Here is a 22939-nt window from a genome sequence, read left to right on the forward strand (position 1 = left end):
CTAGTTCTGTAGCCTGCCGATCGTCTGCAGCAGACGGTGCTGCAAGGATGACCGTACATGGGCGCGGGCGGCGGATTCGGCTCGCTCGCTGTCGCGCTCCAACAATGCCGCGACGATGGCGCGATGCTCCGACGCCGCAGATCGCGCGCGATCGCCCATTGCGAGGAGACTCGGCAAGAGGGACATCGTGATGCCGAGTTGCGTCAGGCTGCGGAGCAGATAGCGGTTATGCGCGGCAAGCGCGATCATGTTGTGGATTTTGACGTTTATATCGCTGAGAGCGTCGAGGGTTACGCCCGGCTCGGATTCGAGCGCGCTCAGGGCGGAGATCGTCTCCAGCTCGATGTCGCTGGCGCTCTGGGCCGCCAGGCGCGCTGCTGCGCCCTCGAGCACCTCCCTCATAAAATAAAGTTCGACCACCTGCTGATGGTTGAGGTTGGAGACGATCAACCCGCGCCGGGGCTCGTTCGTCAGCAAGCCGTCGGCTTCGAGACGAAGGATGGCATCGCGCACGGGCGTCCGCGACACGCCGAAACGGGCCGCGAGATCGACCTCCGTGACGCGCTCGCCGATGGGAAGCGTGCCTTTGCGGATGGCATCGCGCACCTTGATCTGGATATCGGAGGCCAGATCGCCGCTGCCGCTGATCTGATGATCGGTCGTGTCGGCCGAAGTTGGTCGCCGTTTGCCGCTGGTCCGGACTTTGACTGGCTTCGCCAACCTGCAAACCTTTCATCGCCTGACGGCGCGCATCGGCCGGGCCGAGACGCCGGCCACTGCCGGACAGAGGCTCGGCGCAACCGCCGAGCCTGAGCAGTGCGGTTAGCACGGATGCCCGAAACCGGCCAAGATGCCACGGGCCTGAGCCGCTCTGAGAGGCGGCCCAGGCGATGGGCTTCAGTGCTGCCGGGCCTCAAGCAAGGCGGAAATTCTTGGAATAGACAGCCTGTCGTTCGTGGCGAAGCCCGTGACCGCCTTGAACAGCTCGTCTGCCTTCTCGTCTCCCAGAACCGGCGCGACAAGCCCTTCGAACTTGTCTTGAATCTGGACCCAGTTCAGCGGCCGGTCGGGGTGACCGAGGACGATATCGACCGAGGCCTCCATCTGCTGCCCGTCCGAGAGATCGATCAGCAGCTTCGCGGCCACCTCCGACTGCCCCTTGACGGGAATGCACTCGATTTTGGGCAGAAGTTCCGAAACCGCCGGGTCCGCAACCATCTCATCGGTAAAATCGAAAGCGGAGAGGCGGTACCCGGCGAGCCCCATGGCAATGCAGCAATAGGTGCTGAAACGGGCTTCCAGGCCCGTTCTGGGCGCGGGGTTGCCTGCGGCCACCAGCGCAATCGGATTGACGAAGGCCTGGATCCTGGTGACCGTCCTGTTCCCGACCTGATCCTTGACGCTCAGGGCGGCTTCAGCCGCGGCATGCGTCGCGCGGCAGCTCGCGAAGCGCTTGTAGCCATTGCGCAGGACGTACCACTGTTCGTCGAAGTCCAGCTCCGGCAGCACAAACTCCGCTCCCTTCAGGAAGCTCGGCAGCAGCCCCTTGTCGCGCTCGAAGAGGTTCTGCCCGGACACGAAGCCCGAACGCGCCATTTCTGCGGCCATAACGCCGTCCATGGCCGCCTTGCCCGCATGGAACGGCTTGGAATGTGTGCCGAACGAGCCGACGAGCCCGCCTGCGGTTGTGGCGGCGACGCCGAGCGCGTTCGCCACCTGATCCTGGTCGAGATCCAGGAGAACGCTCGCACTGGCCGCGGCACCGGCTCGGCCGAATATCGATGTCGGGTGGAAGCCATGGTGTTGGAGCGTGCGGCCCACACCCTGCTGCCCCCCGCCGCCGAGCCGCGCCATGACTTCATATCCGGTGACGAAAGCGCGGAGGGCGGTCTCGTCGTCGACCTCGTGATGTTCCGCCAGGCTGAGCGCGGCCGACCAGCAGGGGCCGCTGGGATGTCCACCGCCGGCGTAGTGCACGTCGTCGAGGTCCATGGCGTGGGTCATGGTTCCGTTGAGCAATGCCGCGATCGCCGGCTGGGTTTTCGACCCTAGAAAGATGCGCGCCCCGCCCGGCGCGTTCCAGTTGGCGGCGACCGCGCGGAGGGCTTCGACGGCGCCGTCCTGATGGCCGGCCACCGAGACGGCGATGAAGTCGGCGAGAGCTTGCCTGCCGGCATCCCGCACCGCTTCCGGCAAGACTCGTCCGCGTGCGCCGGCGACGAAACTCGCCAGCTTTTCAGAGCGGTTCTGTTCGAAAGACTGCTCGCTCATTGATCACCTCCAGCGGCTCGACCGACCTCAGGCAGCGCCGTAGCCTCACCGGGGCATATCGTGCTGACATCGCACGTCAAGTACAAATGTATGCAGCTGCATGTTGATTTGTTTCGGGGCCCGTTTGGTGGTCTCTTCAGCTACGATCATGCCGGACAATCGTTCGAGAGCCGGGCTGAAGACGGACTGGCCGGTAGACCCCTCGACGCTTGATCGGGCTACACCGCGCCCTGCGCGGCCAAGCTGGGCGGCGCATGGGTTCGCTTTGGTGGCGGCGGCCCCATCTCTTGGCGCTCGCGGCAGTTAACCTGACAACGCCCTGCGACCAGCGGTGCAGCTGAACGTTCCGCGCTAAGCGTCCAATTCGGCGCCGCCCAATCGATAAGCCGACCTTATCCACTCCCATCGCGATTGAGAATTTGACCGCCTTGCGGATTTAAATAGCTTGTTTGGAGAATTACTGCCGGGATAAAATAAATGAGCGGAAGACCTCAAGTAAAGATCAGTGAAGATCTTCGGCTTTGCGTCGAGTTTCGTGACGTCGCAGCGGCGGCTCTTCGGATCTCCGGCCATGTCGTCAAAACGCCGCTCATCGCGAATGACGAGCTTGATCGCATCCTCTCCGCAAAAGTCCTGTTGAAGGCCGAGACGCTGCAGACCACGGGTTCGTTCAAGTTCCGCGGCGCGCTCAACCGCGTCTTGCGCATGACCCCGGCCGAGCGGAAGGGCGGCATCGTCGCCTGGTCCTCGGGCAACCATGCGCTGGCGATCTCCGCCGTCGCCGCCCGCAACGGCATCAAGGCGACGATCCTGATGCCCTCGGACGCGCCGCGCACCAAGATCGAGGGCGCCGAGCGGTTCGGCGGTACGGTACGCCTCTATGATCGCGCGACGGAAGTGCGCGAGACGATCGGGGCCGAGATCGCGGCCGCCACCGGCGCCGTGATCATCCCACCCTATGACGATCCCGACATCATGGCGGGGCAGGGTACGGTCGCGCTGGAACTCGCCGAGCAGGCTCGCGAGCGCGGCGTTTCGCTCGAGATGCTCGCGGTGAGCTGCAGCGGTGGCGGGCTGGCGGCGGGCTGCGCCATCGCGATGAACGGCGCCTCCCCCGATACGCGCGTGTTCTGCGTGGAGCCCGCCGGTTTCGACGACACCGCCCGCTCGCTCGCGTCCGGCCGGCGCGAGAGCAATGCGCCCGGCGCCCGGAGCCTGTGCGACGCGCTGCAGGTCGCGACCCCCGGAGAGCTGACCTTCCCGGTCAACCAGGCGCTGCTGGCCGGCGCCGTCGCCGTCACCGATGACGAGGTCCGCCGCGCCATGCGGCTCGCCCATGATTTGCTGAAGCTGGTGGTCGAGCCCGGCGGCGTCGCCCCCCTGGCCGCGGCGCTCGCCGGCAAGCTCGACGTCGCCGGCAAGACCGTTGCTCTGGTGCTGAGCGGCGGGAATGTCGACCACGACACATTCGCCCGGTGCATCGCCGTCTGAGCTCCTGTTTGGAAACTCACTTTTCATCCCGAGAAGCTGCAAAGCAGCCTCTCGAAGGATGATTCCAAATGATTCCGGAGCCTCCTCAAGCCTCCTTTGAACGCCCTTTCTGACGGAATGGCTGCTCGGGATGAGGGTTGAGGGAATGTCCAGAGAGGCTCTGAAACCTTCCGTTCCTGAAAGATACCGAACCGCCATGCTGTCGAAAGAAACGCCGCTCTACGGTCGCCTCGCCGCCACGATCGACCGCTTCATGACGATCGACCTGACTGGCGTCGGCCTGATCGACCATCTCCGCGGCGCGCTCGAACGGCGTCAGCAGGGGCCGATCTGCATGGGCGCGGCCGAGATCATCGTGAACAGGGTCAGGGAGAAGGGCGGCCCCGTCCTGATCGCGACCGGTTTCCCGGAGGGCGGCGGCGTGCCGGAGACCGATGGCCCGGTCGGCGCGGCGCTGCTGGCGCGAGCGCTGTTCCTCGGGCTCGGCGTCGAAAGCGTCATCGTCGTCGACGAGGATTGGGAGGCGATGATGCGCCAGACCTGCCTCGGCGCCGGCCTCGTCCCGATGCCGTTCCCCATCTCGGGCGTGATCGAGCCGATCGCCTTCCTGCGCCCGGTCTATATCCGCACGGTACCGAAGGACGCCGAGGGCTGCCGGGCGGTGAGCGACGATCTGCTGGAACGGACACGCCCCAGCCTGATGATCGCGATCGAGCGCCCCGGCGCCAATGCGAACGGGCTCTATCACGGCCTCGGCGGACGCCCGCTCGACGGCATGGTCGGCGATCTCGACTATCTGTTCCGCACCGGAAAGGAGCTTGGCCTGCCCTTCATCGGCATCGGCGACGGCGGCAATGAGCTGGGCATGGGCGTGCTTGCCGAGGATCTGCCGGGCTTCTCGCCCAAGGCCGCTGATTGCGGCATTCCCGGCCGGGGCGGCGTCGCGGCAGCGACGGCGGCGAGCCATCTCGTGATCTCCAATGTCTCGAACTGGGGCGCGACCGGCATCATCGCGGCGCTTGCGGGGTTGCTGGAGAACGAGGTCGTGTTCCATGAGCCGGAGCTCGAAACGCGCTGCATCGAGCAATGCGTCGCTGGGGGTGGCGTCGACGGCATGTTCATGGCGCCGGAGCCGGCGGTTGACGGCATCTCCGCCCGCGAATGGGAAGGGCTCGTGCGCAGCCTGCGGGGCTCGGTGCTGCGCGCGCTGGGGCATTCGGTCAACTGGAAGGGCGATCGCGGCGACTGGCGGCAGGTGAAGTGACCGGGGCTGTCCGGCATCGCCTCGGATGCTTGGAACCGGATGTGTGAAGCGCCGCCGCAGTCCCAGGCGAGGGGCCAATCATGCTAGCCTGCCCGGAGCGGCCGGCGGCGATCGGCCGGCCGGCAAGCGAGCGGGGCACCGCCTGAGATGACCGATTTCCGCAGCCTCGAGCTGTTCTACTGGGTCGCGGAGCTGAACAGCTTCAGCCGCGCGGCCGAGCGCGCCAACACCACGCAGCCCTCGGTCTCGCAGCGGATCGCGGCGCTGGAGGCGGAGCTCGGCGTCAAATTGTTCGAGCGCAACGCCCGTTCGATCAGCCTGACCCATCAGGGCCGCAAGCTCGTCCAATATGCGGAGCGCTTTCTGCTGCTGCGCACGGAGATGCTGGCCGAGGTCGGCTCGGCTGTCGCCATGAAGGGCGTCGTCAGGCTGGGCGTGTCGGAGACCATCGCGCAGACCTGGCTCAGCCGGTTCATGGAGCGCGCGCATGCTGTCTATCCCAACATCGTCATCGATCTGACGGTGGACGTGTCGCCGGCAATGCGCGACCTGCTCGCCCGCGGCGACCTCGACCTCGCCTTCATGCTCGGCCCGATCGACGACCTGACCATGGCGAGCTGCGACCTATGCGCCTATTCGCTGGCCGTGATCGCCTCCCCGGATATGGTGCTCGGCGAGGAGCCGCTCAGCATCGCCGAGCTTCGCAATTTCCCGATGATCACCTACCCCAAGGCGACGGCGCCCTATCCGCGCCTACGCGAGGCGCTGAACGATCCGTCCCTGCCGCCGCCGCGCATCTTCGGCAACTCGTCTCTGACGACCATCGTCCAGATGACGCTCGACAGGATCGGCGTCAGCGTGATCCCGCCGGTCGTGGTGCAGCGCGAATTGAAGGAAGGCCGGCTGCGTATCGTCAAGACGGTGCTGGACCTGCCGGATCTGGTCTTCACCGCTGCCTTTCCGCTGACGCTGAGCGGCAGCCTCGCACGCCCGATGGCCGAGCTCGCCCAGGACATCGCGCGCAGCTACGAGGCGAGCCGCGCCTTCTGAAGGCGGAGCTCGCAGCCCCCCTCAAGCTCAGTCGATCCCGAGCCGCGCGGCCACCCACAGGACCTCGTCGGCAAAGGCCCGGACCAGGGGCTGACGCCGCGAAACCTTCGGCCAGATCAGCCCGATCGAGCGCTTCGGCGCATCCACGATCGGCAACTTCCGGACATCGACGCCCTGCGGCCAGGGCGGCAGCCAGTCCGGGATGAGCGCGACACCGAGCCCTCTATGAACCAGGATGGTGATCGCCTCGATCGAATCAAGCTCGTGGAATTCGCGCGGCACGATGCGCTTCGAGCGCAGATATTGCTCGACGACGCGGCCGCCCCAATGGTTGCGGTCGTAGCGGATGAAGGGCTCGGTCTTGAGCAGCAGCCCGGGGTCGCTTTCCGCGGTCTCCCGCGGCGTGATCAGGAGCAGCGGCTCCTGCCGCAGCTGCGTCCATTCCAGGGTCTTCGGCATCGCGAAGGCCGGCTGGACGATGATGGCCGTGTCGAGCTCGCCGGCGGCCAGCTTGGCATAGAGATCCGTCGACGTACCCGGCAGGATGTAAAGCTCGATGCCCGGTCGGTTGCGCTGCAGCGCCAGCATCACATCCGGCATGAGGCCGCTCAGCACCGTGTGGATCACGCCGACCCGCAGCAGCCCGACATCCTGGCGCCCCGCCGCTGCTGCCTTGATATGGGACACCGTGCCGACGACGAAGCGGGCATCCTCCAGGATCGCGGCGCAGGCGGCCGTCACGCACATCGCATTGCCCGAGCGATGGATCAAAGGCGCGCCGATCTCGCCCTCCAGCACCTTGATCCGCTGCATCACGGCGGAGGGCGTCAGGTTCAGCGCCCGTGCGGTCCGCGTGAGCGATCCCGTCTCAGCGACAGTCAGCAGGGTCTGCAGGAAGCGCGTATCCATTTGTAGTTTTTCTTAAAACTGAAAGCAGAGAAACGCATTTTTCATTTTGTTCGCGGTGCGTCAAATTTAATGCGCTGCACAAGACGCGGAGCCTCCGCGCGGCTGTCCGATCACGGACCCGTCTGCCCGGAAGGACGGCAGCCGGCCGGCCTTCCGGCATAACGGCCCGTTATGGCGATCGATACGGATTCACGATTGGACGTGTGCGTCGGACGGTGCGCCCATGATGCAACGAACGGGGATGAGGGGATGGCGGAGACGATGAGCAGGCCGACGATGATGCCCGCATCGCAGCATGCGGCCGGCGCGTTCGACATCGGCTCGGCCCTGTCGGTTCGGCTCGCCTGTCGCAGCGGAGCTCTGAAGGGAACGACCTCGGGCCTGGCTCCCGGCTTCGTCCAGGGCAATCTCGCCATCCTGCCGGCCGATCTCGCCGGCGATTTCCTGCGCTTCTGCCAGGCCAATCCGCGTCCTTGCCCCATCATCGGCGTGTCCGATGTCGGTAGCCCGCTGGTGCCGGTCCTCGGCCGGGATCTCGACATCCGCACCGATTTTCCGGGCTATCGCGTCTGGGAGAATGGCGAGCTCGTCGCCGAGACCGGCGATGTCGGCCAGTATTGGCGCGACGACCTCGTCTCCTTCGTCATCGGCTGCTCGCTCTCCTTCGAGGAAGCCCTGCTCGACGAAGGCATCCCGCTGCGCCATGTCGAGCGCGGCCTGCGCGTGCCGATGTTCCGGACCAGCATCGACTGCGTTCCGGCCGGCCCCTTCAGTGGCCCGATGGTCGTTTCCATGCGCCCGCTCAAGGCGGCCCATGCGATCCGGGCGATCCAGGTCACCTCGCGCTTCCCTGCCGTGCACGGCGCGCCGGTGCATATCGGCGACCCGGCCCTGATCGGCATCAGGGACGTCTCGCAGCCCGATTATGGCGACGCCGTCGAGGTGCTGCCCGGCGAGCTGCCGGTGTTCTGGGCCTGCGGCGTCACCCCGCAATCCGTCATCGCCAAAGTGAAGCCGCCCTTCGCGATCACCCATGCGCCCGGCTGCATGCTGGTGACCGACCGGCGCAACACGGAGTTCGCCGTCATCTGATCTCCACCACCACCACCACCCTGCCGGCCGAAAAAGAGCCGCGCAGTCATCAAAAAAGAGGGGTTTAAGCCATGAATCGTAGAGAATTGCTCCTGGCGGGCGTGTCCGCTGCCGCCGCCGGCTCGCTGGCCTATCCCGGCACGTCCCGGGCGCAGGCGCCCAAGGAAGTCACCATCGGCGTGATCTACCCGATGTCCGGGGCGAGCGCGCAGGTTGGCATCGACGCGCGCAACGCCTTCGAAACCGCGCTCGACATCATCAACAACGACCACCAGCTCGATCTCGTCGCCGCCAAGGGTGCTGGCCTTGCCGCGTTGGGCGGGGCCAAGATCCGCCTCGTCTTCGCCGATCACCAGGCCGATCCGCAGAAGGGCAGGGCCGAGGCCGAGCGCCTGATCACGCAGGAGAAGGTCTCGGCCATCATCGGCTGCTACCAGTCCTCCGTCTCCGCCACGGTCAGCGCCGTCACCGAGCGCTACGGCGTCCCCTTCCTGTGCGCCGACTCCTCCTCGCCGAGCCTGCAGCGCCGCAATATGAAGTTCTTCTTCCGTCCGGCCGCCCAGGACGAGATGTTCTCGGCCGCGATGTTCGACTTCTTCGACGCGCAGAAGAAGAAGGGCAAGAAGATCGACAGCGTCGGGCTGTTCTTCGAGGATACGATCTTCGGCGTCGATTCCTCGAACACGCAGCGCAAGCTCGCCAATGACCGCGGCTACAAGATCGCCGCCGACGTCAAATACCGCACCAACTCGCCGTCCCTGACGGCCGAGGTGCAGCAGCTGAAGAGCGCCGACCCCGACGTTCTGATGCCCTCGACCTACACCACCGACGCGATGCTGCTGGTCAAGACGATGGCGGAGCTCGGCTTCAAGCCGAAGAACCTCGTCGCGCAGGCCAGCGGCTTCTCCGAGCAGGTCACCTACGATGCCGTCGGCGACAAGCTGAAGGGCGCCATCACCCGGGCCAGCTTCTCGCTCGATCTCGCGGCGAAGCGCCCGTTCATCAAGACCGTCAACGACATGTTCAAGGCGCGCTCGACCCGCGACCTGAACGACAACACCTCGCGCCAGTTCATGGGGCTGCTGCTGCTGGCCGAGGCGATCAACCGCGCCGGCTCGCTCGAAGGCCCGAAGGTCCGCGACGCGCTCGCCGCCACCGACATTCCCGGCACGAGCACGATCATGCCCTGGGCGCGCGTGAAATACGGGCCGGACGGCCAGAACCCGGAGGCCAGCCCGGTTCTGCTGCAATATCTCGGCGACAAATTCGTCACCATCTTCCCGAGCGAGGTCGCGATCGCGGATGCGATCTGGCCGATGAACGGCTGACCCTCACTTCAGGAAGGAATCCGGCATGACGACGCAAGCACTTCTCCAGGTGCTTGCGAGCGGCCTGCTCATGGGGCTGATCTACGCCCTGATCGCAGTCGGCCTCTCGCTCATCTTCGGCTTGATGGATGTGGTGAACTTCGCCCATGGCGAGTTCCTGATGACGGCGATGTATGTCGTCTTCGGGCTCTTCCTGTTCACCGCGCTCGATCCCGTGCTGTTCGCCCCTGTCGCCGCCGCGGTGCTCTTCTGCGTCGGCGCGCTGGCCTATCTCGGCATCGTCCGCTTCGCGATGCGGGCGAAGGCCAATCAGGGCATGGTGCAGATCTTCGCGACCTTCGGCCTGGCGACGCTGCTGCAGGGCGCAGCCCAGTATTTCCTGACGCCCGACTATCGCAGCATCGGCAACTCCTGGCTCGGCGGCAAGACGCTCGACCTCGGCGGCGTCTTCCTGCCCTGGCCGCAGATGTTCGGCGGGCTGGTCTCGATCGCGGCCTTCGGCGGGCTCTACCTGCTGATGTCGCGAACCGATTTCGGCAAGGCGCTGGAGGCGACGCGCGAGGACCAGGGCGCCGTCGCGCTGGTCGGCATCGACCGCAACCGCGTCTTTGCGCTGGGCTGGGGGCTGGGGGCCGCGCTCGTCGGCCTTGCCGGCGCGGTGCTCGCGATCTTCTATTACATCCACCCGCAGGTCGGCGCGACCTTCGGCCTGATCGCCTATGTCACCGTGGCGCTCGGCGGCTTCGGCAGCGTCTTCGGCGCGCTGGTCGCTGGCGTCATCGTCGGCCTGGTCGAGGCGCTCACCGCGGCGTTCCTGCCTCCCGCCATGAAATCCCTCGGCATCTTCGCGCTCTATCTCGGCGTCGTCTTCATCCGGCCAAGCGGCCTGTTCGGAAAGCTGTGACGATGACGGACGAAGCCCTGAACCTTCCTCCGGCCTTCGGCATGCTGCCGCGGCGCCGCAACCAGCTCCTCGTCGCGGCCGCGGTGTTCGCGGCGATCGCGGTCTCTCCCTTCGCGATCAAGGACGTCTATCTCCAGAACGTGCTCGTGCTGACGCTGCTCTACGCTGCCGTCTCGCAGAGCTGGAACATCCTCGGCGGCTATTGCGGCCAGATCTCGCTCGGCCACGCGCTCTATTTCGGCATCGGGGCCTATGCCACCTCGGTGCTCTTCGTCACCTATGGCATCGTGCCCTGGGGCGGCATGCTGGTCGGCGGCATCCTGTCGGCCGCCATCGCGCTGCTGCTCGGCTATCCCTGCTTCCGCCTGAAGGGGCATTACTTTTCGATCGCGACCATCGTCATCGCGGAGATCGGCCTGCTGCTGGTCCATAACTGGGACTTCGTCGGCGGCGCGCTCGGCATCCAGTGGCCGTTCGGCTCCGACAGCTGGGCGACACTCCAGTTCGCGCGCGACAAGGTGCCCTATATCCATCTCGCGCTCGCCTTGCTGGCGATCACCTGGTTCGTCACCTTCCTGATCGAAGGCTCGCGCTGGGGCTATTGGTGGCGCGCGGTCAAGGATAATCCGGAAGCCGCCGAGAGCCTCGGCGTCGAGATCTTCCACTCGAAGATGGCGGCGGCAGCGGTCTCGGCCTTCTTCACCGCAATCGGCGGCGCCTTCTATGCGAGTTTCCTGGCCTATATCGACCCGGAGAGCGTGATGAGCTTCCGTTTCTCGCTGCTCTTTGCCCTGCCGGCCGTGCTGGGCGGCATCGGCACGCTCTGGGGACCCGTCGTCGGCGCCGCGATCCTGATCCCGCTCACCGAGATCACCCGCTCCTATCTCGGCGGCTCCGGCTCCGGCATCGACCTGATCATCTATGGCGGCCTGATCATGCTCGTCGCGCTCGCCAAGCCCGAAGGCATCCTCAGCCTCTTCCAGGGCAAGAGGCAGAAGGCGGAGGGGCGCTCATGAGCACGGACATCCTCCTCGACGTCCAGAATGTGACGCGGCGCTTCGGCGGTCTGGTCGCCAATTCCGACGTCTCGGTCGAGGTGCGCCGCGGCGAGATCCTCGGCCTGATCGGGCCCAACGGCGCCGGCAAGTCGACCCTGTTCAACCTCATCGCCGGAGCATTCCCGCCGAACGAGGGCAGCATCCGCTTCGAAGGGCAGGACATCGCCAGGCTGTCGGGGCCGGCGCGTTGCCGGCTCGGCATCGCCCGGACTTTCCAGGTGCCGCGCTCCTTCGACTCGATGAGCGTGCTCGACAACGTCATGGTCGGCGCCTTCGCGAAGGAGCCGGGCAGCGCGGCGGCACGCCGGGTCGCCTATGAGACGCTCGCTTTCTGCGGACTGCAGCAGCGCGCCCCGGCGCCGGCCGGCGAGCTGACGCCGCCTGAGAAGCGCAGGCTGGAGGTGGCGCGCGCGCTCGCCACCAAGCCCAAGCTCCTGCTGCTCGACGAGGTGATGACCGGCCTCACGCCGAGCGAGGCCCGGCTCGGGGTCGAGCTGGTGCGCAAGGTGCGCGACCAGGGCGTCACCGTCGTCATGGTCGAGCACGTCATGGAAATCGTGATGCCGCTGGTCGACCGCGCCGTTGTGCTCAACCTCGGCAAGGTGCTGGCCGAAGGCAAGCCGCGGGATGTGGTGCGCGACGACGCCGTCATCACCGCCTATCTGGGGGAGAGACATCGTGCTGCTTGAAGTCTCCTCCCTGACCACGGCCTATGACGGGCTGATCGCGATCTCCGACATCTCGGTGACGGTGGCTGAAGGCGAGATCGTCGTCGTGGCGGGCGCCAACGGGGCCGGCAAATCGACCCTGCTGAAGACCATCTCCGGCATGGAGAAGGCCCGCTCCGGCACGGTCTCCTTCGCCGGCGAAACGATCAGCGGGCTGCCCGGCCACGAGATCACCAAGCGCGGCGTCGCCTATGTTCCCGAGAACAAGCGACTGTTCCCGCGACTCTCGGTCTCCGACAATCTCCGGCTCGGCAGCTACCTGCACCGGGCCAAGGCCGATCGCGAGCAGCCGCTGGAGCAGGTCTTCGCCCTGTTCCCGCGGCTGAAGGAGCGCCTGCCGCAACGCGCCGCGACCCTGTCGGGCGGCGAGCAGCAGATGCTCGCCATCGGCCGGGCGCTGATGACGCGCCCGCGCATCCTGATGCTCGACGAGCCGTCGCAGGGCATCATGCCCAAGCTGGTCGACGAGATCTTCGCGGCGGTCGAGACCATCCGCAAGGCCGGCGTGACCGTGCTCCTGGTCGAGCAGCGCCTGGCCGAGAGCCTGGAGATCGCCGATCGTGCCTATGTGCTGCAGACCGGCAGGGTGATCCTCTCCGGCACGGCCGCCGAGGTGCGCGACAACCCGGATATCCGGCGCGCCTATCTCGGCATGTGACGCAAAGGAGGGCGCCGCAAGGCGGCGCCCTCCTCGGTTTCGGCAATTCAACCAAGCGGGGTGCGCCATGCTGTCCGTCGATCTCAATTCCGATCTGGGCGAGGGCTTCGGGGCCTATAGCTGCGGCGACGACGAGGCCATGCTGGGCATCGTCACCTCGGCGAATGTCGCCTGCGGCCTGCATGCGGGCGATCCGGAGATCATGGCGAAGGCGTTCACGGTGGCGCGCGAGCGCGGCGTGGCGATCGGCGCGCATCCCGGCTTTCCCGATCTCTGGGGTTTTGGGCGCCGGCGCATCCCGTTCTCGACCGGCGAGATCGAGCGCCTCGTCGCCTATCAACTCGGCGCGGCGCAGGCGCTGGCGGCCTATGCTGGCCACCGCATCAGCTATGTGAAGCCGCATGGGGCGCTCGGCAACATCGCCTGCGAGGAGCGCCCGGTCGCCGATGCGATCGCGCGAGCGGTGAAGGCGGTCGATCCCAGCCTCGCCCTGCTGGCGACGGCGCTGACCGCGCAGGTCGCGGCCGGCGAGGCGGCAGGGCTGACGACCTATCAGGAGATCTTCGCCGATCGCGGCTATACCGATGAAGGGTTGCTGATCGCGCGGAGCAAGCCCGGCGCGATGATCACCGATCATGAGGAGGCCGCTGCCCGCGTCATCGAGATGGTCACCGAAGGCGTCATCGTCACGGCGACGGGCAAGCGCCTGCCGACGCCGGTCAGGTCGATCTGCGTGCATGGCGATTCCAGCCATGCAGTCACGATGGCCCGCCATGTGCGCAAGGCGCTGGAACGGGCCGGCATCACGCTCGCGGCCTTCGCATGAGCGCTTCGGACGCCATGCCGCGCTTTCTCGATGCGGGGGAAGCCGCGCTGGTCGTCGAGTTCGGCAGCGGCGTCGACCCGGCAGTCAGCGACCGCGTGCTCGCGCTCGACGCCGCGCTCGCGGAGGCGGCGCCCACGGGCCTGCGCGAGCTGGTGCCGACCTATCGCTCGCTGATGATCCATTACGACCCGTTGCAGATCACCCGCGACGCGCTGGTCGGGATGGTCGAGGAGCGGCTGTCGGCTCCCAAGACACGCGCGCGCAAGGCCGTGCTGTGGACGGTGCCCTGCTGCTACGAGGCGCCGCATGGCGAGGATCTCGCCGAAATGGCGGAGATCATGGGCATGCCGGCCGAGAAAGCGGCGCAGATCCATGCGGGCGCCACCTATCGCGCCTATATGTACGGCTTCGCGCCGGGCTTCACCTATCTGGGCGGTCTGCCCGACGAGATCGCGATCTCGCGGCGGACGAAGCCGCGCCCGCCGCATGACAGCAAGGTCGTGCTCGTCGGCGGCGGGCTTAGCGCCATTGCCACCTTCTCGATGCCGACCGGCTGGTACGTGGTCGGGCGTACGCCGGAACGCCTCTATGCGCCCGAGCGCGCCAGCGCCTTCCTGATGGAGCCCGGCGACGACATCCGCTTCGAGCCCATCGATGCCGCCACCTTCGCCGCGCTCGACCGGCGCGTCGAGGCCGGCGAGGTGGTGGCCCGGAGGCAGGGGCAATGACCGGGACGCTCAGCATCCTCTCGGCAGGCCCGGGCTCCACCGTGCAGGATGGCGGCCGGCACGGCTATCTGCGCTATGGCGTGACCGGGGCGGGGCCGATGGATCCGCTCGCCCATGCGGTCGCGAACCGGGCGCTGGGCAATCCGGCCGGCGCGGCCGCCATCGAAGTCTCGCTGGGTGGCATCGAGATCACGGCCGAGGAGGCGCCGCTGACCGTCGCGGTCGCGGGCGGCGCCTTTTCCGCGACGCTGGACGGGCAGGCCCTGCCGCCGGCCGTGGTTGTGCGTCTCGAGCCTGGAGTCCAGCTGAGGCTCAGGGCCGGGGCGGCCGGGTGCTGGTGCTATCTCGCGGTTGCCGGCGGGCTCGACCTGCCGCTCGTGCTGGGCTCGGCCTCGACCCATACGCGCACAGGCATCGGCGGCCTCGAAGGGCGCGCGCTTGCGGCCGGCGACAGGCTCGCGACCGGCACGCCGGCCAGGGTGTCGGTCGCGGCGGGGGCGATCCAGGCGCCGCTGCTGGAGCGCCCGGCCGAGACGATCCGCGTCATCCTCGGGCCGCAGGACGATTTCTTCGCCCCCGACCAGATCGCCTCCTTCCTGGCGGGGCCCTGGACGGTTTCGGCGCGCGGCGACCGCATGGCCTGCTTCCTCGAGGGGCCGAAGCTGACCCATCTGCGCGGCTACAACATCACCTCGGACGGCATCGCCATGGGCGCGATTCAGGTGCCCGGCGAAGGACAGCCCATCATCCTGATGGCGGACCGGCAGTCGACCGGCGGCTACCCCAAGATCGCGACCATCATCGGCCCCGATCTCGGTCGCCTGGCGCAGGCCCGGCCGGGCAGCACCCTGTGCTTCCGCAGCGTGTCGCATGCCGAGGCCGTCGCCGCGCGGGCGGAGGAGCAGGCGTTCCTGGCGGGCGCGATTCCGGTCGAGCCGCTGATCCGCACCCGTTTCACTTCCGAGTTCCTGCTCGGACTCAATCTCGTCGACGGCTATGTCGACGCCCATGCGCAGGCATGACCTGACGCGGCATCATCGGGAGTTTCGGATGGATTTCGGCATATCGGGAAAGACGGCGTTGGTGCTCGGCGCCGGCGGCGGACTGGGCGGCGCGATCAGCCTTGCGCTGGCCCGCGAGGGCGTGAAGGTCGCGCTCGCCGACATCGACGCCGCGGCGCTGGAGCGGGCGGCGGATGCGATCGAAGCCGTGGGCGGCACCGCCGAGGCCCTGCTCTGGGATCTCGGGGATCTTTCCGTCATCGACGCCAATGTCTCGCGCATCGAGCAGGCGCTCGGCCCGGTCGACATCCTGGTCAACAATACGGGCGGACCGCCGCCGACCCCGGCCTCCGGCCAGCCGAGCGAGCTCTGGGCGAAGCATTTCCAGTCCATGGTGCTGTCGGTGATCGCGCTGACCGATCGGGTCCTGCCCGGCATGCGCGCACGTCAATGGGGCCGCATCGTCACCTCGACCTCGTCCGGCGTGGTCGCGCCGATCCCCAATCTCGGCGTCTCCAACGCGCTCAGGCTCTCGCTGGTCGGCTGGTCGAAGACGCTGGCGCGCGAGGTCGGCCGCGACGGCATCACCAGCAACATCATCCTGCCCGGCCGGATCGCCACGGACCGCATCCGTTTCCTCGACGAGGCCAAGGCCAAGCGCGAGAACCGCAGCGTCGAGGAGGTCTCGGCGGAGAGCACCGGCTCGATCCCGCTCGGCCGCTACGGCCGGCCCGAGGAATATGCCGATACCGTCGCCTTCCTGGCGTCAGAGCGGGCCTCCTACCTCACCGGCAGCGTGATCCGCGTCGATGGCGGCCTGATCGCCAGCATCTGATCACCCTTCACCCTTCATCCCATCGCAAAGCAACGAGCGAGTACGACCCCATGTCCAACGACGCCAAGATCATCGAAATCCTGTCGCAGGTCACCACCGCGACCCTGACCACGATCCTGCTCAAGAAGGGCCTGCGCAATGTCTGGCTGCGCGGCACCAAGCCGCTGAAGCCGGGCCAGAAGCGCCTCGTTGGCCGCGCCTTCACCTTGCGCTTCGTACCGGCGCGCGAGGACCTCGCCACGCCGGAATCCTGGTCCTCGCCGAGATCGACCCGCGCCGCCATCGAGGCGATGCCGGAAGGCTGCATCGCCGTCGTCGATGCGATGGGCGTGACCGATGCCGGCATCTTCGGCGACATCCTCTGCGCGCGCATGGCCAAGAAGGGCGTCGCCGCGCTGATCACGGACGGCGTGGTGCGCGACGTTGCCGGCGTGCTCGGCACCGGGCTGCCGGTCTGGTGCCAGGGGGCCGCGGCGCCGCCTTCCGTGGCCGGGCTGACCTTCGTGAACTGGCAGGAGCCGATCGCCTGCGGCGGCGTCGCCGTCTATCCGGATGATCTGATCGTGGTCGACGATGACGGCGCCGTGCTGATTCCGGCCGCGCTGGTCGACGCGGTGGTCGAGCTCGCCCCGGAGCAGGAGCGGCTCGAGGGCTGGATCATGAGCGAGGTCGAGAAGGGCGCAGTCCTGCCCGGCCTCTATCCGCCCAATGCCGAGAACAAGGCGCGCTACGAGGCGACCAAGAAGGGCTGAGCCCGGCATTGGGGGCTGCGATGGCGGCGGTCACGCCGCCATCGGCGACATGAGGGCGGGGGGTAGAGATGGCGGCATTGCAGGGGCGCGTGACACTTCAGGCGAGGATCGCTGCCGGATTCCTGTTCGTTCTGGCGATGTCCGCCGTGCTGGGCTGGTTTGCCATCGCCTCGGCCCGCGATTCGCTGGCGCTGTTCCAGCGCTACCGCTCGGTTACCACCGCTGCGGCGGGGCTTGCCGCAGCGCAGGCCAGCTTCGGCGATGCGCGCCTTGCCGGCGAGGCGTTCGGCCTCTCGCTCGACCCGAGCAAGCTGGACGAAGCCGAAACGGCGGCGAAGGCCAGCCTCGCCAGCATCGCGGTGGCGAAGGCTGCGGCCGACATCGGCGGCGTCGCGGCCCTGGTCGGCACGCTGGATGAGGGGCTCGGCAGCTATATCGCGCAGATCGCGATCCTGAAGGGCGCCGGCCTCCAATCCGAAGCGGCCCAGGCGCTGCTCAAGATTGGCGAAGACAGCTCCGCCGCGATCAAGCACTCGGCCGCGGCGTTGGAGCAGCGCGCTGCCATCGTCGGGCCGGAGATGGAAAGCACCATGGCTGGCGCGGCCAGCCGCGCACTGATCCTCGTCTCCATCGTGATCCTCATCGGCTGCGCGGTTTCGTTCGGCATCGGCCGCTCGATCGCGCGGCCGGTGCGCCAGATCACCCAGGCGATGGGCGAGATCTCCGAGGGCCACCTCGACGCGGCGATCCCGGCGCAGCAGCGCAAGGACGAGATCGGCGAGATGGCGGCGGCGCTGTCGGTGTTCCGCGACAATCTCGTGCGCGTCCGCGCTCTCGAAACCCAGGAGCGCGCCGCCGCCGCCGAGAGATCGGCCCGCGCGGAATCGATGATCGCCATCGTCAACGATGTCGGCGCCGTCGTCGCCGCCGCCGCGGCCGGCGATTTCAGCGCCCGGCTCAGGATCGAGCATGCCGATGCCGAGATGCAGAAGCTCGTGAGCGGCATCAACGAGATCAACGCCGTCGTCGACCGCGTGGTGTCCGAATTCTCCGAGGCGCTGGCCGCCATCGCCAAGGGCGACCTGACGCGCTCTGTCGCGACCCGCCATCAGGGCCGTTTCGCCGAGCTCGACCGCTCGGTCGACGACATGGTCGCACGCCTGTCGCAGGTGCTCTCCGGCATCCAGTCCTCGACCGCGCAGGTCTCCTCGGCCGCGCGCGACATCCATGCGGGAGCCGATGAGCTCTCGCGGCGCGCCGAGGAGCAGGCCGCTTCGCTCGAAGAGACCGCAGCGACCACCGAGGAGCTGGCGGCCTCCGTGAAGATCAGCGCGAATTTCGCCGCGACGGTCGCGCTCGCCGCCGGCGATGCCGCTAATGTCGCGGCCCAGGGCGGCACGATCGTGCGCGATGCGGTCCAGGCGATGGAGCGCATCGAGCAGGCCAGCGCGGAGATCGCCAAGATCAGCCGGGTGATCGACGACATCGCCTTCCAGACCAATCTCTTGGCGCTCAACGCCGCCGTGGAGGCGGCCCGCGCCGGCGATGCCGGCAAGGGTTTTGCCGTCGTCGCCTCGGAGGTGCGCACCCTGGCCCAGCGCTCCGGCACGGCCTCCCAGGATATCGGGCGCCTGATCGCGACGGCGACGCAGGAGGTCGGGCAGGGGGCGCAGCTGGTGCGCTCGGCCGGGACGACCTTCGAGCAGATCGTCGCGGCCTCGAAGCAGGTTGCCGACACCGTCTCCGAAATCTCGACCGCGTCGCACGAGCAGGCGCACGGCATCGAGGAGATGAATCAGGCGGTCACCCATCTGGACGGCATCACCCAGCAGAACGTCGCGCTCTCCGAGAAGAACGCGGCCGCCGCCGCCGTCCTGGCGGACGAGACGCGTCGCCTCGACACGCTGATCGCGACGTTCACGATCGGCAGCGGCTCTGCGGCGGTCATGCCGCCGCGCCTCGCCCTGGTCCGTTCCGCGACGCCCGGCGCTTAAAACAACAAAGGACTGCCTTCGATGAGCCTGCTTTCCTCCAAGCTGAAGGCCGTAAAGCCTTCGCCGACCATCGCCATCACCCGCACTGCGGCGGAGCTGCGCCGCCAGGGCAAGGACATCATCGGCCTGTCGCAGGGCGAGCCCGATTTCGACACGCCGGACCATATCAAGGCCGCCGCCAAGGCCGCGATCGACAAGGGCGCGACGAAGTACACCGATGTCGACGGCACGCCCGAGCTCAAGGCGGCCGTTGCCGCCAAGTTCAGGCGCGAGAACGGGCTGAACTACGACGCGTCGATGGTCAGCGTCGGCACGGGCGGCAAGCAGGTGATCTACAATGCGTTGTGCGCGACGCTCGATGCCGGCGACGAGGTGGTCGTTCCCGCGCCCTATTGGGTGTCCTATCCGGATATGGTGCGGCTGGCAGGCGGGACGCCGGTCATCCCGCTGTGCCCCGAGGCCAGCGGCTTCAAGCTCACCCCCGCCATCCTGCGCGCAGCATTGAGCCAGCGGACGAAATGGCTGATCCTGAACTCGCCAAGCAACCCGACCGGGGCGGGCTATTCTGCCGCCGAGCTGAAGGGACTGGCGGAGGTTCTCCTCGACTTTCCCGCCGTGCATGTCCTGACCGACGACATGTATGAGCACCTACGCTACGATGGCTGGCAGTTCGCCACCATCGCCGCTGTCGAGCCCCGCCTGTTTTCGCGCACGCTCACGGTCAATGGCGTCTCCAAATCCTATGCCATGACCGGCTGGCGCATCGGCTTCGCCGGAGGACCGTCAGAACTCATCAAGGCGATGGCGACGCTGCAATCGCAGAGCACGACCAATCCGAGCTCGGTCTCGCAGGCGGCGGCCGTGGCGGCGCTCACCGGACCGCTCGATTTCCTGGCCGAACGCAACGCCGTCTTTCAGACACGCCGCGATCTCTGCCTGGAGGCCTTCTCACGTATCGAGGGGCTGAGTTGCGCGACGCCGGAAGGCGCGTTCTACCTCTACCCGTCCTGCGCCGGGCTGATTGGCCGCAAGCGTCCCGATGGGCGGGTGATCGCCAACGACGCCGACTTCGTGGACTATCTGCTCTCAGACGCCAATGTCGCGGCCGTGCCCGGCGTCGCCTTCGGGCTGGAGCCCTATTTCAGGATTTCCTTCGCGACCGGGACGGACCGGCTGCACGCGGCCTGCGCGCGCATCGCGGCGGCCTGCGCTGCTCTGAAGGCTTAGCGGCATGAACGCGCCGGCCGCAGCTGCCGGCGACATGCGCACCGGCGTGGATATCCGGCTCAGCCTGCTCTCAGGGATGTGGCCTGACGGCGACGCTTAACGTTCGCTTTGACTGCTAAGCGTTGTTGCGGAGAAGGCTCCCTCGATCACGGGGATCATCGAGAGGATCCAGGCAAGGATGCCGTAGAGCAAGCCATTGACCCGTCGGCCAGGGCGCGACGCGGGTGCCGAACGGATCGATGAAGCTAAATCTGTCATCGCGTTGTACAGGGTCGCCGGGGCGACGCCGGAGGTGCAGGCGCCTGTCGCGTCGCTTCCACGTCTTCGCGGACTGGGTCGAACACCTCTTAAGCTAGAGCTCGTGGCGGGACGTGCCCCGGCTGCTGCAGTGCATCAACCTCTGGGATGATAGGTTCATTGCCGATCTGGTGATTAGTCTCGGGTATCGGCTGCAGCTCGAAACGAACTTTCGCACCGTGACTGCCGCCTAAGAAAAAGGGGACAATCATGAAGATCAGCGTCAAATGGTTATTCGCAGCGATGATGGGGCTGTCGGCAGGGATAACGGCGGCCCAGGCTGACGAACTCAAGGTCGGCATCGAGTGCACGTCATTCCCGTTCAATTATCGCGATTCGACCGGGGCTTATGCCGGTTACGACGTCGACGTCGCCAACGAGATCGGCAAGCGCCTCGGCGACAAGATCGAGTTCGTCTGCCAGAAATGGGACGGTATGATCCCGGCGATCCTCGCCAACAAATTCGATCTCATCGTGGCCTCGATGGGCATCACCGAGGAGCGCCAGAAGAAGCTCGATTTTTCGCGCCCGTATCGCATCTCGGTCGGTCGCTTCGTCGCTCCCACGGGCGCCAAGCTCGCCTTGTTCAACCCGGACGGGTCGCTCAATCCGGAAGGCTTCAAGTCGATCAAGGTCGGCCTGCAACGTTCGACCACCTATGACGACTGGCTGAAGGCCAAGATGCCGAGTGCCAACGTCATGCGCTACGACACCGTCGAAGCGCTGTTCCTCGACATCAAGGCCGGGCGCGTCGACACCATCATGACGAACCCGATGAAGGCGCATGACGCCTTCCTCAGCAAGCCGGACGGCGCGGGCTTCGGCTTCGTCGGGCCTGAAGTCTCCGACGACAAGCTGTTCGGCGCCGGTGCCGGCGTCGGCCTGCGCAAAGGCAACGAAGCGCTGCTCGCCAAGGTCGACAAGGCGATCGCCGCGATGACCGAGGACGGCACGCTGGATACGTTCAGCAAGAAGTACTTCCCGTTCCCGATCTATCCGCGCGACTGGAAGCCCGCCTCGACCAATTGAGACGATCCTCGCCACGGCAAGCTGGGCCTTTCGGCTCCCGGCCTGCTGTGGCGGCCGCTCGCCTGCCGAGCATCCCAAGCCCCCGCCACCCGAGAGGATCACCATGTTCGAGGAGCTCTGGCGCTGGAGCGGGGCCTTCATGCAAGGCACACTGGTCATCCTCCTCGTCTTCCTGGTCTCGCTCGTCCTGACCGTGATCTGGGGGCTGCTGGGGGCAAGCGCCAAGCTGTCGGGCAATCGCGCCGCGAAGGCCGCCGCCGATGCCTACACGGTGGTTTTCCGCGGCACGCCGGAATTCCTCTTGCTGTTGCTGATCTATTTCGGCTCGGCTGTGACCCTGACGGCGCTGGTAAAGCTCGTCTGGCCGCAGACCCGCTTTGTCGATCTCTCGCCCTTCTGGGCCGGTGCCTTCGCCATCAGCCTGATCGTCGGAGCGGCCGCCACCGAGACCTTCCGCGGCGCCTTTCTCGGCGTGGATCGCGGGCAAGTCGAGGCCGCGCAGGCGCTGGGTCTCAGACGCTTGCAGGTCTTCTTCCTGATCCGCCTGCCGCAGATGTGGCGCCTCGCCTTGCCGAGCTTCGGCAATCACATGAACTCGCTGGTCAAGGACACGGCCCTGATCTCGGTGATCGGTCTGCAGGAAATCATGTTCACCGCCGACATGGCCGCCTCGACCAACTCCATGCCCTTCGCCATGTATTTCGCGGTCGCGCTGATCTATCTCGGCTTCACGACGATCATCACCCTGGGTACCGGCCATCTTGAGCGCCGGGCCAACCATTTCATGACGGTCTCGCGATGAGCTTCGACATCGCGCTCATGCTGACGAGTTTCCCGCAGCTGCTGGCGGGGCTCGGAATGACCCTTCAGCTGCTCGGCATCTCGCTGGTCTCCGGCCTCGCGATCGCCATCGTCACGAGCTGGGCGCGAACCACGCGCTTTCTGCGCTGGCCGGCCGAGACTTATGTCTATTTCTTCCGCGGCACGCCGCTGCTGGTGCAGCTCTTCGTGATCTATTTCGGCTTGCCGCAGGCAGAGTTCGTGCGCAGCGGGCCGTGGTGGCCGTTCCTGCGCGAGCCGTTCTGGTGCATGTGCCTGGCGCTGTCCCTGAACAACGGCGCCTATGTCGCCGAGATCATCCGCGGCGGCATGCTGGGCATCGGCAAGGGGCTGAAGGAGGCGTCATGGGCGCTGGGCCTGAGCCGCTTCCACCATCTGCGCCTGGTCACGGTGCCGATCGTCACCCGTCTTTGTCTTCCGACCTATGGCAACGAGGTCGTCAGCCTGATGAAATCGACCGCGCTCGCCAGCACGGTCACGCTGCTCGATGTCACGGGTGTCGCCCGCTCTATCGTCGCCGAGACCTTCGCCCCCTACGAGATCTTCATCGCGGCCGCGCTGATCTATCTGGCCCTGACCTTCCTGATGCAGACGCTGGTCTCGCGCCTGGAGGCGCGGCTGGGTCGTTATGCGCAGCGGTGACCGCCTTTCGCCCAG

22 protein-coding genes are annotated in these 22939 nt (G+C 67.0%); 19 read left to right on the forward strand and 3 right to left on the reverse strand.

What is annotated here, in order from left to right:
- Together GY40_RS12120 and GY40_RS12125 are read right to left on the reverse strand one after the other, a co-directional pair.
- The gene (locus GY40_RS12120; RefSeq protein ID WP_197062741.1) at positions 1–720 is read right to left on the reverse strand and encodes a GntR family transcriptional regulator; all 720 of its coding nucleotides are present in this window, start codon (positions 718–720) and stop codon (positions 1–3) included.
- A 177-nt stretch (positions 721–897) separates the two neighbouring features.
- The gene (locus tag GY40_RS12125) at positions 898–2271 is read right to left on the reverse strand and encodes an MmgE/PrpD family protein (protein WP_038362678.1); all 1374 of its coding nucleotides are present in this window, start codon (positions 2269–2271) and stop codon (positions 898–900) included.
- A 477-nt stretch (positions 2272–2748) separates the two neighbouring features.
- Here GY40_RS12125 and GY40_RS12130 point away from each other — a divergent pair, with 477 nt between their 5' ends.
- From GY40_RS12130 to GY40_RS12140, 3 genes are all read left to right on the forward strand, one after another.
- Complete coding sequence (locus GY40_RS12130) at positions 2749–3762, forward strand: threonine ammonia-lyase (RefSeq protein ID WP_051987897.1); 1014 nt, start codon at positions 2749–2751, stop codon at positions 3760–3762.
- Between the two features lie 196 nt (positions 3763–3958).
- Positions 3959–5026 (forward strand): glutamate cyclase domain-containing protein, encoded by a 1068-nt coding sequence (locus GY40_RS12135; protein ID WP_156115934.1) that lies wholly within the window; start codon positions 3959–3961, stop codon positions 5024–5026.
- A 147-nt stretch (positions 5027–5173) separates the two neighbouring features.
- The gene (locus GY40_RS12140; protein WP_038362680.1) at positions 5174–6076 is read left to right on the forward strand and encodes a LysR family transcriptional regulator; all 903 of its coding nucleotides are present in this window, start codon (positions 5174–5176) and stop codon (positions 6074–6076) included.
- Between the two features lie 27 nt (positions 6077–6103).
- Here the strand turns inward: GY40_RS12140 and GY40_RS12145 are convergent, their stop codons facing one another.
- Entirely contained in the window at positions 6104–6985 is an 882-nt protein-coding gene (locus GY40_RS12145) for a LysR family transcriptional regulator (protein ID WP_051987900.1), read from the reverse strand.
- Positions 6986–7261: 276 nt separating this feature from the next.
- On the opposite strand from GY40_RS12145, the gene GY40_RS12150 reads away from it, so the two are divergent.
- The 16 genes from GY40_RS12150 to GY40_RS12225 all read left to right on the forward strand — a co-directional run bounded on the left by GY40_RS12150 (position 7262) and on the right by GY40_RS12225 (position 22924).
- Entirely contained in the window at positions 7262–8077 is an 816-nt protein-coding gene (locus GY40_RS12150; protein WP_248311186.1) for a putative hydro-lyase, read from the forward strand.
- Between the two features lie 71 nt (positions 8078–8148).
- Positions 8149–9405, forward strand: coding sequence for an ABC transporter substrate-binding protein (locus tag GY40_RS12155; protein ID WP_038362681.1), 1257 nt, complete (start codon positions 8149–8151; stop codon positions 9403–9405).
- 25 nt (positions 9406–9430) lie between these two features.
- Positions 9431–10309 carry a branched-chain amino acid ABC transporter permease gene (locus GY40_RS12160; protein WP_038362683.1) on the forward strand — a complete coding sequence of 293 codons (879 nt, stop codon included), beginning with the start codon at positions 9431–9433 and terminating at the stop codon, positions 10307–10309.
- Positions 10310–10311: 2 nt separating this feature from the next.
- Entirely contained in the window at positions 10312–11325 is a 1014-nt protein-coding gene (locus GY40_RS12165; protein ID WP_038362685.1) for a branched-chain amino acid ABC transporter permease, read from the forward strand.
- Positions 11322–12056: an ABC transporter ATP-binding protein gene (locus GY40_RS12170; RefSeq protein WP_038362687.1), complete on the forward strand. Its 735-nt coding sequence runs from the start codon at positions 11322–11324 to the stop codon at positions 12054–12056. The genes GY40_RS12165 and GY40_RS12170 overlap by 4 nt, the downstream gene beginning before the upstream one ends.
- A complete protein-coding gene (locus GY40_RS12175) occupies positions 12049–12753 on the forward strand; it encodes an ABC transporter ATP-binding protein (protein ID WP_038363980.1) in 705 nt (234 codons plus the stop codon). The genes GY40_RS12170 and GY40_RS12175 overlap by 8 nt, the downstream gene beginning before the upstream one ends.
- A gap of 67 nt (positions 12754–12820) precedes the next feature.
- Positions 12821–13579 (forward strand): LamB/YcsF family protein, encoded by a 759-nt coding sequence (locus GY40_RS12180; RefSeq protein WP_038362689.1) that lies wholly within the window; start codon positions 12821–12823, stop codon positions 13577–13579.
- On the forward strand, positions 13576–14307 hold the full coding sequence (locus GY40_RS12185; RefSeq protein ID WP_038362691.1) for a 5-oxoprolinase subunit B family protein: 732 nt from the start codon (positions 13576–13578) through the stop codon (positions 14305–14307). Before GY40_RS12180 ends, GY40_RS12185 begins: the two co-directional genes overlap by 4 nt.
- Positions 14304–15329, forward strand: a complete 1026-nt coding sequence (locus tag GY40_RS12190) for a 5-oxoprolinase subunit C family protein (RefSeq protein WP_038362693.1) — start codon at positions 14304–14306, stop codon at positions 15327–15329. The genes GY40_RS12185 and GY40_RS12190 overlap by 4 nt, the downstream gene beginning before the upstream one ends.
- A gap of 28 nt (positions 15330–15357) precedes the next feature.
- The gene (locus GY40_RS12195; RefSeq protein WP_038362695.1) at positions 15358–16143 is read left to right on the forward strand and encodes an SDR family oxidoreductase; all 786 of its coding nucleotides are present in this window, start codon (positions 15358–15360) and stop codon (positions 16141–16143) included.
- Positions 16144–16193: 50 nt separating this feature from the next.
- Positions 16194–16895, forward strand: coding sequence for a ribonuclease activity regulator RraA (locus GY40_RS12200; RefSeq protein WP_038362697.1), 702 nt, complete (start codon positions 16194–16196; stop codon positions 16893–16895).
- A gap of 68 nt (positions 16896–16963) precedes the next feature.
- Entirely contained in the window at positions 16964–18889 is a 1926-nt protein-coding gene (locus tag GY40_RS12205; protein ID WP_051987902.1) for a methyl-accepting chemotaxis protein, read from the forward strand.
- Positions 18890–18910: 21 nt separating this feature from the next.
- On the forward strand, positions 18911–20116 hold the full coding sequence (locus tag GY40_RS12210) for a pyridoxal phosphate-dependent aminotransferase (RefSeq protein ID WP_038362699.1): 1206 nt from the start codon (positions 18911–18913) through the stop codon (positions 20114–20116).
- 507 nt (positions 20117–20623) lie between these two features.
- Positions 20624–21442 (forward strand): transporter substrate-binding domain-containing protein, encoded by an 819-nt coding sequence (locus GY40_RS12215; RefSeq protein WP_038362701.1) that lies wholly within the window; start codon positions 20624–20626, stop codon positions 21440–21442.
- Between the two features lie 103 nt (positions 21443–21545).
- A complete protein-coding gene (locus tag GY40_RS12220; protein WP_038362703.1) occupies positions 21546–22244 on the forward strand; it encodes an ABC transporter permease in 699 nt (232 codons plus the stop codon).
- A complete protein-coding gene (locus tag GY40_RS12225) occupies positions 22241–22924 on the forward strand; it encodes an ABC transporter permease (protein WP_038362705.1) in 684 nt (227 codons plus the stop codon). Before GY40_RS12220 ends, GY40_RS12225 begins: the two co-directional genes overlap by 4 nt.
- Positions 22925–22939 lie beyond the last annotated feature (15 nt).

The sequence above is a fragment of the Allobosea sp. UNC402CLCol genome (assembly GCF_000745475.1).
Lineage (GTDB): Bacteria > Pseudomonadota > Alphaproteobacteria > Rhizobiales > Beijerinckiaceae > Allobosea > Allobosea spartocytisi.